The sequence below is a fragment of the Shewanella sp. ENK2 genome, from assembly GCF_043568515.1.
In the GTDB taxonomy this organism is placed as follows: Bacteria; Pseudomonadota; Gammaproteobacteria; order Enterobacterales; family Shewanellaceae; genus Shewanella; species Shewanella japonica.
In genome coordinates, this window is record NZ_CP171406.1 from 4,423,008 (window position 1) to 4,437,463 (window position 14,456).

At 39.4% G+C, this 14,456-nt stretch carries 10 protein-coding genes and 1 pseudogene; 3 read left to right on the plus strand and 8 right to left on the minus strand.

The window, feature by feature from the left end:
• Positions 1-90: 90 nt before the first annotated feature.
• From lapB to aroA, 6 genes and pseudogenes are all read right to left on the minus strand, one after another.
• Complete coding sequence (gene lapB, locus ACGEDC_RS19305) at positions 91-1,251, minus strand: lipopolysaccharide assembly protein LapB (RefSeq protein WP_055024568.1); 1,161 nt, start codon at positions 1,249-1,251, stop codon at positions 91-93.
• Position 1,252: 1 nt separating this feature from the next.
• Entirely contained in the window at positions 1,253-1,552 is a 300-nt protein-coding gene (locus ACGEDC_RS19310) for a LapA family protein (protein ID WP_247663178.1), read from the minus strand.
• A gap of 133 nt (positions 1,553-1,685) precedes the next feature.
• Positions 1,686-1,972: pseudogene (ihfB, locus tag ACGEDC_RS19315) on the minus strand (integration host factor subunit beta).
• A 78-nt stretch (positions 1,973-2,050) separates the two neighbouring features.
• Positions 2,051-3,739: a 30S ribosomal protein S1 gene (gene rpsA, locus ACGEDC_RS19320; protein WP_263863673.1), complete on the minus strand. Its 1,689-nt coding sequence runs from the start codon at positions 3,737-3,739 to the stop codon at positions 2,051-2,053.
• Positions 3,740-3,831: 92 nt separating this feature from the next.
• Positions 3,832-4,509 (minus strand): (d)CMP kinase, encoded by a 678-nt coding sequence (gene cmk / locus ACGEDC_RS19325; RefSeq protein WP_055024572.1) that lies wholly within the window; start codon positions 4,507-4,509, stop codon positions 3,832-3,834.
• Positions 4,510-4,688: 179 nt separating this feature from the next.
• Positions 4,689-5,969, minus strand: a complete 1,281-nt coding sequence (gene aroA, locus ACGEDC_RS19330) for a 3-phosphoshikimate 1-carboxyvinyltransferase (protein ID WP_394495180.1) — start codon at positions 5,967-5,969, stop codon at positions 4,689-4,691.
• Between the two features lie 393 nt (positions 5,970-6,362).
• On the opposite strand from aroA, the gene ACGEDC_RS19335 reads away from it, so the two are divergent.
• Positions 6,363-7,553, plus strand: coding sequence for an amino acid aminotransferase (locus tag ACGEDC_RS19335; protein WP_394495182.1), 1,191 nt, complete (start codon positions 6,363-6,365; stop codon positions 7,551-7,553).
• A 253-nt stretch (positions 7,554-7,806) separates the two neighbouring features.
• Here ACGEDC_RS19335 and serC read toward each other — a convergent pair whose 3' ends face one another.
• Complete coding sequence (gene serC, locus ACGEDC_RS19340; RefSeq protein WP_394495184.1) at positions 7,807-8,898, minus strand: 3-phosphoserine/phosphohydroxythreonine transaminase; 1,092 nt, start codon at positions 8,896-8,898, stop codon at positions 7,807-7,809.
• Positions 8,899-9,274: 376 nt separating this feature from the next.
• On the opposite strand from serC, the gene ACGEDC_RS19345 reads away from it, so the two are divergent.
• Positions 9,275-10,426: a serine hydrolase domain-containing protein gene (locus tag ACGEDC_RS19345; protein WP_394495186.1), complete on the plus strand. Its 1,152-nt coding sequence runs from the start codon at positions 9,275-9,277 to the stop codon at positions 10,424-10,426.
• Between the two features lie 107 nt (positions 10,427-10,533).
• On the opposite strand, the gene gyrA is transcribed toward ACGEDC_RS19345, so the two are convergent.
• A complete protein-coding gene (gyrA, locus tag ACGEDC_RS19350) occupies positions 10,534-13,215 on the minus strand; it encodes a DNA gyrase subunit A (protein WP_055024577.1) in 2,682 nt (893 codons plus the stop codon).
• Between the two features lie 355 nt (positions 13,216-13,570).
• On the opposite strand from gyrA, the gene ubiG reads away from it, so the two are divergent.
• A complete protein-coding gene (gene ubiG / locus ACGEDC_RS19355) occupies positions 13,571-14,296 on the plus strand; it encodes a bifunctional 2-polyprenyl-6-hydroxyphenol methylase/3-demethylubiquinol 3-O-methyltransferase UbiG (protein WP_192022732.1) in 726 nt (241 codons plus the stop codon).
• Positions 14,297-14,456: the final 160 nt, after the last annotated feature.

The window sequence follows — 14,456 nt, forward strand, 5'->3', positions numbered from 1 at the left end:
TCCGTAAGATAATCATTAAGCATACTCACAATGAATATGTAATGACGTATGGGTGTTCGTTTAGTAACGCTAGATTGTTGATGTCTTGGTTTACTCACCATCAAGTCCTTTAACACGCTTAATGCTGCCCCACTCTTTGCAAGATGGGCAATGCCAATACAAGCTATGCGCTGGGAACCCACATGAACAACAGCGGTAACTTGGTCTAAATTTAATTTGTTGCTCTACTAACTTTTCAAGCATCGATAAGCTTTGTTTTGCTTGTCCATCTTCAGCCTGCTTGATATGTAACTGCATTAGATGTTGAAACCCCTTCATCGTAGGGTGACGATACAAGTGGTCTAGCACCATTTTTTCAGCATTCTTAGTATTTCCTTGCTCAATTTTGTGTTTAGCAAGGGCAATAATAACACTGGCTCCACCGCCGGACTCTAGTGCTTGCTGTAAGAGAGATTGATAGCCTTCTAAGTCATTACTGTCACGGTAAACTTGTCTAGCAACACCAATAGCGTCGGCAAACAATTCGATATCTGCAAGCTTTAATTCTAAGATGGCTTTTTTACATTGGGAGACTTGATTTGAATCAAGATAGATTTTTGCGAGGGTTAACCAAGCTCTGCCACAATGCTCATCAAGCTTAATGGCTTGTTGAAGTAATTTGATTTTCTCATCGCTTTCAGTCGCTTCATCAGATAACTGGCAATAAAAATGTGCAGTGATGGATTTGAGTGCTTGCTGACGTTTACGACTTAAGCCTTTAGTGATGTTAATGGCGTTTTGCCATTCTTTGGTCACTTGATAAATCGAGATTAATTCACTTTCTGCTTCTTCGCTATGTTCATCTTGACTAACGAGATTGAGAAAAATTTCTTCTGCACGATCATAAAAGCCCGCTGCTAAATAATCTTTTCCCAGTTCCATCATGGCAATGTCACGTTGTTCGGTGGTGAGACTGGGCCTTGCGATGAGGTTTTGATGGATACGGATTGAGCGATCGACTTCACCACGTTTACGAAATAATGAACCTAAAGATAGATGTGTGTCGATTGTTTCATCATCGACATCTAGCATAGTAATAAAGAGATCAACCGCTTTGTCTGATTCATTTGAAAGCAAAAAATTAAGCCCAGTGAAATAGTCTCTACTGAGTTTCTTACTTTGTTGCTTTTGATTCTGTCGTATACTTCTACGCCCCATATACCAACCGTAACCGGCTGCTATAGGTAACAACAGAAAGAGGATTTCTAGCATATTATGCAGTGGTATCCTGTGCTATTGGATCAGACACTTTATCAGTTAGCTGAGCAATGGTTTTATTTCGCTTACGAATGACCATTTTCATTTTGAGAATATAGTAACCGGCAAATAACCAGCTAATCAAAAAACCTGCTAAAAACACAATGGCCAAAACAACAGGTAAACGATATTGGCCTTCTGCAACAAAATAGCTGACCGTCACAATTTGTTCGTTTTTGGCACCAAACAATAAGGCGAGAACAAAAAATAATCCAACAATGATAATGGCAATAAACGATTTCACATGCAGCTCCATTCAATCTGTGAGTGATAAAAATTCAATCTTATCAATACAACTGATTATCCAAGATATTTAGCCAAGTAACCAGCTTTGAAAAGCAATAGATACAAAAAAGCCTCCAAAAGGAGGCTTTTTAATCAAGCGTTAATCAATGATTAACCGCATCGACACGTTCGCGCAGTTCTTTGCCAGGCTTAAAGTGCGGTACGTATTTGCCTTCCAATTCAACTGAGGTACCAGTTTTTGGATTACGGCCAACACGCGGTGCACGATAGTGAAGAGAAAACTACCAAATCCACGGATCTCAATACGATCACCGCCTTCTAATGTTGTTGCCATTTGCTCCAACATTTCTTTAATAGCACTTTCCACTTCTTTTGCCGACAACTGCGACTGCCTAGTGGCAAGTTTTTCGATCAGTTCGGATTTTGTCATCCTATACCCTCTATTATCAAGCCAAACACAGTCGCCTAAAGGGAAACACCAGGTGTTTCCCACACTACAGGCGATTTATTACTTACGAGCTGCTTTAAACGCTTCAGCCATAGCATTACTAATAACAGCATCATCTTGCTTGTTAATAGTTGCCATTGCTTCTTTCTCATCTGCTTCATCTTTCGCACGGATAGATAAGCTGATAGAACGGTTCTTACGATCAACGCCCATGAACTTAGATTCAACTTTGTCACCTACAGAGAATACTGTAGATGCGTCTTCGATACGCTCGCGAGAGATATCTGCAACGCGAAGGTAACCTTCAACAGTTTCAGCTAGTTCAATTGTAACGCCTTTAGCGTCAACAGCAGTAACTACACCATTTACAATAGTACCTTTCTTCTTGTCTGCCAAGTAAGCATTGAAAGGATCGTCTTCAGTTTGCTTAACGCCTAAGCTGATACGCTCACGCTCAGGGTCAACAGAAAGAACTACTGCGTGGATTTCGTCACCTTTCTTGTACTCAGATACAGCGTCTTCGCCAGTACCGTTCCAAGAAATGTCAGATAAGTGAACAAGACCGTCGATGCCACCGTCAAGACCAATGAAGATACCGAAGTCAGTGATAGACTTGATCTTACCAGAAACTTTATCGCCCTTGTTGAAACGAGTAGCGAAATCATCCCATGGGTTTGTCTTACATTGCTTAAGACCTAGAGAGATACGACGACGTTCTTCATCGATGTCTAGAACTAGAACTTCAACTTCATCACCTAAGTTAACAACTTTAGATGGGTGGATGTTCTTGTTAGTCCAATCCATTTCAGAAACGTGAACAAGACCTTCAACGCCTTCTTCGATTTCAACGAAACAACCGTAGTCAGTTAAGTTCGTTACGCGACCAGTTAAACGTGTGTTTTCTGGGTAGCGCTTGCTGATTTCTAACCATGGATCTTCGCCAAGTTGCTTAAGACCTAGTGATACGCGAGTACGCTCACGGTCATACTTAAGAACTTTAACGTTGATTTCGTCACCAACATTAACGATTTCAGATGGGTGCTTAACGCGCTTCCAAGCCATATCTGTGATATGTAGAAGACCGTCAACACCACCTAAGTCTACGAATGCACCGTAGTCAGTAAGGTTCTTAACGATACCTTTAACTGCTTGACCTTCTTGAAGGTTCTCAAGAAGAGCATCACGTTCTGCACTGCTTTCTGATTCGATAACAGCACGACGAGAAACAACAACGTTGTTACGCTTCTGGTCAAGTTTGATAACTTTGAATTCTAATTCTTTGTACTCTAGGTGAGCAGTATCGCGAACTGGGCGAACGTCTACTAGAGAACCTGGTAAGAAGGCACGGATACCGTTTAATTCAACAGTGAAACCACCTTTAACTTTACCATTGATGATACCGATTACAGTTTCAGCATCTTCATAAGCTTTTTCTAGAACAATCCAAGCTTCGTGACGTTTCGCTTTCTCACGAGATAATTGAGTTTCACCGAAACCGTCTTCAACAGAGTCAAGTGCAACATCAACTTCGTCGCCAACAGCGATTTCTAAAACACCTTGAGCGTTTTTGAATTCGTCAGCAGAAATTGGGCTTTCAGACTTAAGACCAGCGTCAACTAGTACAGTACCGTTTTCGATGCGAACAACTACACCACGTACGATAGAACCAGGACGGAACTCAAGTTCATTTAGGGATTGTTCAAATAGATCAGCAAAAGATTCAGTCATTTTATGATTACTTTCTTTTATAAACCACCATCCATCCTAGATGTGGAGTCAATTAATTTATTTACATCATCCGTGACATAAATGTTGTTTCATAACTTCTCAGAATTAAGAAATTACGTTAAGTTTTTATTGATGTGTTCAAGCACTAGCTCAAGCACTTCATTAATACCTATGCCACTAGTATCAATCACTAGCGCATCATCCGCAGGCACTAAAGGCGAGACTGAACGATTAATATCGCGGTCATCACGTTCAATGATTTCAGATAAAAGGCGATCGATATTAACATCGAACCCCTTGTCCTGCAACTGTTTATAGCGTCGCTGCGCCCTTTCCTCTGCTGATGCAGTAAGGAAGATTTTGGCTGGTGCATTAGGAAAAACGACGGTTCCCATGTCACGGCCATCAGCTACTAATCCAGGTTCAGCACTAAAAGCACGTTGGCGTCTAAGTAGTGCTTCTCTAACACGTGGAAAAGCGGCTATCTTAGAAGCTGCATTACCACATTCTTGAGTGCGAATACTGGTTGATACATCTTCACCTTCTAAAATGACTTTCACTAAATCATTTCCGGCTAAAAACTGCACGTCTAAATGAGAAGCTAACAAGGTAATGGCTTCTTCATTTTCTAATTCAACATCGTGATGAATGGCTGCAAGGGCTAAAACACGATAAATAGCGCCGCTATCTAGTAAATGCCAATCTAATCGTTCAGCAACGAGTTGGCATATTGTCCCTTTTCCTGCACCGCTTGGTCCGTCGATTGTGACTACTGGAGCACGTTCAGACATAAATTCCTCCGAAAAAAACAATCTTCCATGAATGTAAAAAAGGTTCATCAAAATGAGCGGGCGGCATTGTATAACAATTTGAACCAAAAAACTGGAGAATTTTGTAAGTTCATAAAGAAGATCATAACAACGGCAGTTAATTGACTGCCGTCATTATTTTTATGCTTGGTAAGATTAAATTAGCAAGCTAAACGTGCGAACTCACTGAAATAAGTCGGGAAGGTTTTAGAAGTACAATCAGGATCGTTAATGGTAATTCCACAAGGCGCAAAGGCCATCATTGAAAAACACATCGCCATACGATGGTCGTTATAGGTATCGATATCAGCAGTATTCAATACAGCAGGAGGCGTGACTGAAATATAATCATGGCCCTCTTCTACTGTTGCTCCAACCTTTCTAAGTTCTGTAGCCATAGCAGCTAAACGATCGGTTTCTTTAATACGCCAATTATAAATATTGGTTATTTTGGTTGTTCCTTTTGCAAATAATGCCGCTGTTGCAATTGTCATTGCAGCATCAGGAATATGATTCATATCTAAATCAACCGCAGTTAGTTTCGCTTGACGTGAAATAATATAATCATCACCCCACTCGATATCAGCGCCCATTTTCTCAAGGACATCTGCAAATTTGACATCACCTTGTATGCTTAATTTACCAACACCTGTTACTTTGACTTCACCGCCTTGAATCGCACCTGCAGCAAGAAAATAAGATGCCGATGAAGCGTCACCTTCAACTAACACTTTACCTGGTGATACATATTGCTGGCCGGATTTAATTTCAAATCTGCGGTAGTCGTGGTTTATGACTTCAACCCCAAATTGAGCCATTAAGGCTATAGTGATATCAATATACGGTTTAGAAACTAACTCACCTTTAATATTAATATTGACTGAGTCTTTAGTTAATGGCGCAACCATGAGTAATGCAGTTAAGAACTGGCTCGACAAATCGCCAGCTATCTCAACTTCTCCACCATTTAATCCATCAGCATTAATGGTTAAAGGTGGAAAACCATCATTTTTTAAATAAGTTACATTAGCGCCTAACTGACGCAGAGAATCAACCAAATCGCCAATTGGTCTTTCTTCCATTCTCGGTTCACCTGTTAATATAAATTCCCCTGAACCAAGTGTTAACGCAGCGCAAAGCGGTCTCATTGCTGTACCAGCATTACCTAAAAATAGCGTTTCAGCTTGCTTTGCAGTGATAGGGTTTCCTAAACCTTCAAGTTCGCAAACGGTATTATTATCTGATAACTCATATTGAACCCCTAGCTGTTTAAGCGAGGCTAACATGTATCGAATATCATCAGAGTCCAGTAAATTCGTTAAGGTTGTTTTACCTTTAGCAAGAGTAGCCAATAGTAAGGCTCTGTTAGAGATACTTTTTGAGCCTGGAATGTTAACAACACCACTGACTTTTTCTACGGGTTCAAGACGCAACTGTTTCATGAAAAATTCTTCTTAAATGAGTTCTAGCAAAATGCAAGAATGGATATGATTAAAGACAAAGCGACGTCTATGTCAATTTATCTATACGATTCTGATTGATAGTTAGATAATAATTATTCTTGACTACAAATTTACTCATTGCAGCCCACGATACAAGGGCTTTTAATAAAAAAAGACGGATTTATGTCGAACTTGAATAAAATGAATGAAAAAACCACTATTTTGCTTACTGATTTAGCTTAAATGACAAAAATTAATCTTGCACTGTAAACCTTCATTTATAAAAACAGTTAATTTTAAAATTAGTTATTTTTTTACATTTCAATCCGCAATTAAACCACGTTATCCTAAAGCGAATCCTACCATTATTTGATATTTATAAGGTCAATGACCATGTTCAAAACATTAACAGCCATGCCAGCAGATCCAATTCTTGGTTTGCTGACACAATATCGACAAGACTCTCACCCACAAAAAATCGACTTAGGTGTTGGCGTTTATAAAGATCCTGCTGGCCATACGCCCATTTTAGACTGCGTAAAAATAGCAGAGCAACAACGCACAGACACCGAAACAACCAAAGTCTATATCGGCCCTACAGGCTCTGAAAATTTTAATCAGTTAATGTCTGAACTTGCATTCGGACAAACCCACCCCGCTTTACTTGCTAATCGTGTAAAAACGGTTTCAACACCAGGTGGCACTGGCGCATTAAGAGTTGCAGCTGAGTTTATTAAAAGCTGTAAACCGAATGCTGTTATTTGGGTAAGTGATCCAACATGGGCAAATCATACTGGATTGTTTGAAGCTGCTGGCTTAACAGTTAACACTTATCCTTATTACGATTACGAAACTAAAACCTTAAAATTTGATGAAATGAAGGCAGCACTCAGTCAAATTGGTCCGGATGATGTCGTTTTACTTCATGCCTGTTGCCATAACCCTAGTGGTATGGATTTATCCACCGAGCAGTGGGATGAAGTCATTTCAATTACTGCAAAACAAGGATTTACTCCATTAATTGATATGGCATATCAAGGTTTTGGGGATGGCGTTGAAGAAGACGCTTATGGTGTACGCCAAATGGCTGCTGCAGTAGAGGAAATGATTTTATGTAGCTCTTGCTCTAAGAACTTTGGTCTTTACCGCGAAAGAATTGGGGCGTGTACGCTTGTTGCTGACAATAGCCAAACTGCAAACATCGCTTTTTCTGTGCTTTTGTATGTAGTTCGCTGTATATACTCAATGCCGCCTGCCCATGGTGCAGCGCTAGTTGAAACCATTCTCGGGACTGCAGAGCTTAAACAGCAATGGCTAAATGAACTGACCGTAATGCGTGATCGCATAAACGGTAATCGTCAAATGTTAGTGGATAAACTAATTGAAAATGGCGTAACACAGGACTTTAGCTTCATTGCCAAACAAAAAGGGATGTTTTCATTCTTGGGTATTAATCCTGCACAAGTGGAGCAATTGAAACAAGAGCACAGTATCTATATGGTCGATTCAAGCAGAATGAGTATCGCTGGTATTAGCGAATCAAATGTAGATTATCTGGCTAAATCTATTGCTAAAATTCTGTAAGCTTTCTCTTATTCAAAAATGTAAAAGCGAATTGTTTTCATCAATTCGCTTTTTTTAAGTTTAAACTTTTGGGTTTTACATTTGGTTAGCCTTACTTGTTAACTTAGCATTATGAGTCATGTTTTTAATCAGCTAGCGTAAGGTTAAATCTTACAACTTGATTGCATCTCAAACGAACTAACAATAATAAAAAAGCCACTCATAAAAGTGGCTTTTTTAAGGCAATGGTTTTATAGGGACGAAACCTGAGTCGTTATTTGTACTGACTCGCAAAAGCTTCCATAAATGTCACTAAGGCTTTTACGCCTTCTAATGGCATTGCATTGTAGATACTGGCGCGCATGCCGCCAACAATCCTATGACCTTTTAATGCCACTAAGCCTGCCTGTTCAGCTTGTTTTAAAAATTCACTATCGAGCGAGCTATCCACTAATTGAAAAGTCACATTCATTCGAGAGCGATTCTGAACTGCAACCCCATTAGTATAAAATGGATTATTATCAATGCATTGGTAAAGTAAGGCTGCTTTTTGCTTATTAAGGGCCTCCATAGCTTTAACGCCCCCTTGCGCAGATAACCAATCAAACACTTCAGCAGCAAGGTACCATGCAAATGTAGGTGGGGTATTAAACATTGAGTCATTCGCTTGTGCGACTGAGTAATCCATTATTGATGATTGAGTTAGACTCGGTAATTTCAACATATCATCTCGAACAATTACAATTGATAACCCTGATGGACCGATATTTTTTTGTGCACCAGCATAGATAACCGCGTATTTACTGACATCGATATCACGAGACATTATGGTTGATGATAAGTCGACAACTACAGGCCATGGACTGTCTAAGTCATCAAAAATTTCAATTCCATCTACGGTTTCATTGGCACAATAATGAACGTAACGATAATCATCATCCAGTTTATGTAAGTCAGGCAAGACCACTTGATTTAATCCATCTTGTTTTTCGACAATATTGATTTGATCAATGTTGTTTTCACCAACTATCTTGACGGCTTCTTTTACCGCAGCCGAAGACCATTGTCCATTAACTAGATAGAGCGCTTTACCGTTGTCACCAAGAAAATTGTTAACCACATTAGTAAATTGCCCTCTTCCACCGCCATGCATAAACAGAACATGATAGTTAGAAGGTATGTTCATTAGTTCACGTAATGTTTTTTCAGCATGCTGAGTCAGGGCAATAAATTCTTTACTTCGGTGGCTTATTTCCATCACGGAGACGCCAAGACCATTCCAATCGATTAATTCCTGCTGAGCTTTTTGCATCACAGCTTGAGGTAACATGGCAGGTCCGGCACAAAAATTGAAAATATCGCTCACAGCAGTATCCTTTATCGTTTGATGGTAAAACTTTCTTTTTATAGCAATTTGATATGCAGTATATAGCAACTGTTTGCTTGCTAAAATGAAAAAAAATCATTTAAATTTTGTATTAGAAACTTGTTTATATAAACTTGAACTGAATTAACTTTTTGTACACTTTTTTTGATAGAATTCACTGCTGTTTTTAATTTTTATGTACTTACTGAGCTGACCTTATAATCAAACTCAATGAATAAATAAAAATTGATAACGGGTAAACCACTTATGATTACACAAGCGTAATCACAAATAAGTCAGTAAAATATGGTCTTAGTACTAAACTGAGACTGTAACAATAATGAATAATCCGTTTTAACGGAAATTGGATCGATTGATGTATTTAAAACCCTTTTTGCTGTTTGGCACTGTAACAATTGCCAGTATCTGCTCACAAGCCAATGCAAAACAATCTGACTACATAACCGTCGCAGATCAGTTTAAACAACACTTTCACCAGCAATTGAAGCAAAGCAAGGTACCTGGTGGGGCCTTCGTTATTGTTGAGGGAAATGAAGTTTTATCACTAAGTACCTTCGGCAAACGTAAAAAAGGTGGCAAACTCAATGTAAATCAAGACACTGTTTTTCGTTTGGCATCTGTATCAAAAACCTTCGCCGGTACCTTAGCGAGTATGTTAGTCAATGAGCGAAAGCTAAGCTGGCAACAACCTATTGTTAAGTACTTACCAGAATTCACTCTCGCCAATAAAGCTAACGCTGAAGAAATAACCTTAGCGCATGTAATTGGTCAAAGTACCGGTTTGATGCCTAATAGTTACGATAATTTAATTAATGCCAATGTTAAAATGGACAAAATTATCAACAAGTTCTCTGAGCTAACCCCAATGTGTAGCCCCGGAGTTTGTTATGGCTATCAGAACGTAGCATTTTCATTTATTGAAACGGCCATAGAGCAGCAATCTGGAATGGCTTATGAAGATTTATTGCAACAAAAGATTTTTTCGCCTCTAGATATGAATACTGCAACAGTCGGCTATGATGCTTTCATGGCAAGAGAAAACCGTGCAGAACCTCATGTAAAAACAAAATTGGGGTTTCGTAAAGTCACGGTAAAGCCTAATTACTATAAATTACCATCCGCTGCAGGCGTCAATGCCAGTATCAATGACATATCGAAATGGCTAATTGCCAATTTAGGTGAGAATCCTGGTGTCATTTCAAACAGTGTGATTAAAGATGTCACGACGCCAGGCGTTAGAACAACCAAAGAGTTACGCCGCCGTGACTGGCGAGCACACCTTGATAATGCACATTACGGTAAAGGCTGGCGAGTATATGAATTTGAAGGCCGTCCATTAATTTATCATGCTGGTTGGGTCGCTGGTTACGTGGCAGAAATATCGTACTCACCCGAGTTGAATATTGGTATGGCGATGTTGTTAAACGGTGAATCAAGAGTGATTGCTAAATTAAGCTCTACCTTTTGGAAAAATGCTTTTGAACAAGCGAATAAAAATAAATCTTAGTGCGTAACTCGCCCTATCCACTTGTTATCTTTATAAACATTCAAGCATAAAAAAGGATGCCATTTGGCATCCTTTTTTGTATCACACTATCAGAATGTTATTGGTGATTAAGCATCTGATTCTGGTGTAGCTGAATCGTCAGCAGCATTCGTTTCAATGCTCTCAGCGGTTTCGCCTTCTGCACCTTCTTCGATTTGCTCATCTTCTTCAATTTCATCAAGACGCTGCAAGCCAACCACTTTCTCATCGTCAGCTGTTCGAATAATGGTGACACCTTGCGTGTTACGACCAATCAGCGAAACACCATTTGAAGGAGTACGTACAAGCGTACCTTTGTTACTAATGAGCATGATTTCTTCAGATTCAGTAACTTGAACTGCGCCAACTACGGCACCATTACGTTCACTGACTTTGATAGAAACAACACCTTTCGTGCCACGACTCTTCGCTGGGTACTCTGATAAGTCGGTACGTTTACCGTAACCATTTTCGGTAACAGTAAGAATTGCACCTTCTTCTTTCGGAATGATCATGGAAACAACTTTTTGACCATCTTCAAGTTTAATTCCGCGAACACCAGTAGCCGTTCGGCCCATTGGACGGATAGCAATTAAGTCTTCACCAGTTTCAGGGTCTTTTTTCACTTCACCCGTTTCTGAATCACGTACTTTTTCGTTGAAGCGAACCACTTTACCTTCGTTAGAGAACAACATAATGTCGTCACTACCGTTAGTAATATCGACGCCAATTAATTGGTCATCATCTTTAAGGTTTACTGCAATAATGCCGTTTGCACGTGGATTACTGTATGCAGTCAATGCCGTTTTCTTAACCGTACCGTGCGCTGTTGCCATAACAATAAACTTATCATCAGCGTATTCGCGTACAGGTAAGATAGCAGTAATGCGCTCACCATCAGCAAGAGGTAATAAGTTAATAATTGGACGGCCACGAGCTGTTCGACTTGCAAGTGGTAACTGGTACACTTTAAGCCAGTACATTTTGCCAAAGTCAGAGAAACATAAAATCGTATCGTGAGTATTCGCAACAAGCAGTTTTTCGACGAAATCTTCGTCTTTCACTTTCGTTGCCGCTTTACCCTTACCACCACGACGTTGAGCTTGGTAATCAGTTAGAGGCTGATACTTCGCATATCCCATATGAGATAGCGTTACAACAACATCTTCTTCATTGATTAAGTCTTCAAGACTCATATCAACTTCATTTTGATTAATCACAGTGCGGCGCTCATCACCATACTGCTCAAGCATTTCTTCAAGCTCTTCTTTGATCACTTCCATTAAGCGTTCAGGGCTACGAAGAATGAAAAGCAAGCTTGCGATGAACTCAAGTAATTCTTCGTATTCGTTTAGAATTTTCTCGTGCTCAAGGCCTGTTAAGCGATGAAGACGAAGTTCAAGAATGGCTTGCGCTTGTTGCTCAGTTAAATAGTATTTGCCATCGCGAATACCAAAATCTGGTTCTAACCATTCTGGACGAGCTGCATCATCACCTGCTTTTTCTAGCATGCCTTGTACGTGGCCTAGATCCCACCCTTGCTCAACTAATTTTACTTTTGCTTCAGCTGGCGTTGGTGAGTTCTTAATCAGCGCAATAATCGGATCGATATTCGCTAATGCAATCGCAAGTGCTTCAAGGATATGAGCACGGTCACGCGCTTTACGTAATTCAAAAACAGTACGACGAGTAACAACTTCACGACGATGAAGGATAAAGCACTCAAGCATTTCTTTAAGGTTGAACAATTTAGGCTGACCGTTAGTCAGTGCCACCATGTTGATACCGAAAGAACATTGCATCTGAGTTTGAGCATATAGGTTGTTCAGAACAACTTCGCCTACTTCACCACGTTTAATCTCAACAACGATACGCATACCGTCTTTGTCAGACTCATCACGTAAACCTGTAATACCTTCAATTTTCTTATCCTTAACAAGCTCGGCGATTTTTTCAATCAAACGTGCTTTGTTAACTTGATAAGGAATTTCGGTAACGATAATACGTTCACGACCGTTATCTTCTTCAATCTCAGCTTTAGAGCGCATGACGGCACGGCCACGACCTGTTTTGTAAGCATCAATAATACCTTTACGGCCATTAATTGTTGCAGCTGTTGGGAAATCAGGTCCTGGAATATGTTCCATTAACTGTTCGATTGAAAGACTTGGTTCAGCAATCAATGCTAAACAGCCATTAATCACTTCAGTAATGTTATGAGGCGGGATATTGGTCGCCATACCCACAGCAATACCGGATGAACCATTAATTAATAAGGTTGGTACGCGTGTTGGTAATACTGCTGGAATAAACTCTGTACCATCATAGTTAGGTACAAAATCTACTGTTTCTTTTTCTAAATCGGCTAAAAGTGAATGAGCCAATTTTTCCATACGGATTTCGGTATAACGCATTGCCGCAGCAGAATCACCATCTACTGAACCAAAGTTACCTTGGCCGTCAACAAGCGTATAACGCATTGAGAATGGCTGCGCCAAACGAACGATTGTGTCATATACAGCTGTATCACCATGTGGGTGATACTTACCGATTACGTCACCAACAACACGAGCTGATTTTTTATAAGGCTTATTGTAGTCGTTCTTTAATTCGTTCATTGCGAATAGAACACGACGGTGAACAGGTTTTAACCCGTCACGAACGTCAGGTAATGCACGACCTACGATTACACTCATCGCATAATCTAAATAAGAATTTTTTAGTTCGTCTTCGATGTTAATTGGCGAAATTGATGTTGCCAGATCAGTCATAAACTGCTCGTTCCCCTAAAATTAGCGCACAATAATTATTCCATTTTATTGTGTAGCTCAAAAACGTGATTTGGCATTCTAACACAGATATATAAAGTGGCTAGACCCTAGAACAACAATAAGTGAATGCAAGTGAAAAACTTAATAAAAACAGCGATAATTCCCCTAATTTGATTCGTAAGTTCTACTTTTTAATTTCCTGATATACGTGTTTTGAGAATTAATGTGTTTTTTATCGGCAAAGATTGCTGCTTATATAATCAATTGAAAATTAATCTTGTTTTATCTCACTTTGTTTATTGAAACGGATGGTTATAATACCTGCAATAATCATAAATATATTATGGGTCCTGTTATGTCTAATCACGAAAACCAAAATCAACAAAATGTTGATCACCAAGAAATCGAAAAGTTTGCTCAAATGGCACAGTCTTGGTGGGATCCAAATGGTGATTTCAAACCACTACACCAACTTAATCCTTTAAGGTTAAATTATATCGATCAAACTTGCGGCGGATTGTTTGATAAACACGTTATTGATATCGGTTGTGGCGGCGGTATTTTATCTGAGAGCATGGCAAAAGTTGGCGCTAAAGTTACCGGCCTTGATATGGGTGATGCGCAAATTGAAGTGGCCAAGCTTCATGCGCTCGAAACAGGTATCGATATTCACTATGACACTATGACTGCAGAAGAACACGCTGCTAACAATAGCGAAAAATATGATGTCGTAACGTGTATGGAAATGCTTGAGCACGTACCGGATCCATTATCAGTGATTCGTGCATGCTGCGATATGGTAAAACCAGATGGATTTGTTTTCTTTTCTACCATTAATAGAAATATGATGTCTTACATACAAGCGATAGTAGGCGCAGAATATGTATTAAAGATGCTGCCTGTTGGTACCCATGATCACAGTAAGTTTATTAAGCCGTCAGAATTAATCAATTTGGTCGATCAAACTGATTTAATCTGTAGAGACGCCTTAGGCATTACTCATAACCCGTTAACAGGTGTGTATAAATATACCAATAAACTTGACGTAAACTATATGATAGCGACTCAAAAAGCTGGATAAATCACACAATTCAGGACATGTCCTTGATTCATAGTTAATGGTTAATGATTAATGATTAATGATTAAAGATTAAAGGACATGACCACTTATTGCCTATTAGCAGTGTTCAAAACCAGGCTAGTTGATGTTCTACACTTTTATGTAATGTCATTATTAGTCT

Bases quoted from the DNA above. Each gene is read 5' to 3' on its own strand.
- aroA (WP_394495180.1), bottom strand. From the start codon at position 5,969: ATGAAACAGTTGCGTCTTGAACCCGTAGAAAAAGTCAGTGGTGTTGTT.
- ACGEDC_RS19335 (WP_394495182.1), top strand. From the start codon at position 6,363: ATGTTCAAAACATTAACAGCCATGCCAGCAGATCCAATTCTTGGTTTG.
- ACGEDC_RS19345 (WP_394495186.1), top strand. From the start codon at position 9,275: ATGTATTTAAAACCCTTTTTGCTGTTTGGCACTGTAACAATTGCCAGT.
- cmk (WP_055024572.1), bottom strand. From the start codon at position 4,509: ATGTCTGAACGTGCTCCAGTAGTCACAATCGACGGACCAAGCGGTGCA.
- gyrA (WP_055024577.1), bottom strand. From the start codon at position 13,215: ATGACTGATCTGGCAACATCAATTTCGCCAATTAACATCGAAGACGAA.
- ACGEDC_RS19310 (WP_247663178.1), bottom strand. From the start codon at position 1,552: ATGGAGCTGCATGTGAAATCGTTTATTGCCATTATCATTGTTGGATTA.
- ubiG (WP_192022732.1), top strand. From the start codon at position 13,571: ATGTCTAATCACGAAAACCAAAATCAACAAAATGTTGATCACCAAGAA.
- lapB (WP_055024568.1), bottom strand. From the start codon at position 1,251: ATGCTAGAAATCCTCTTTCTGTTGTTACCTATAGCAGCCGGTTACGGT.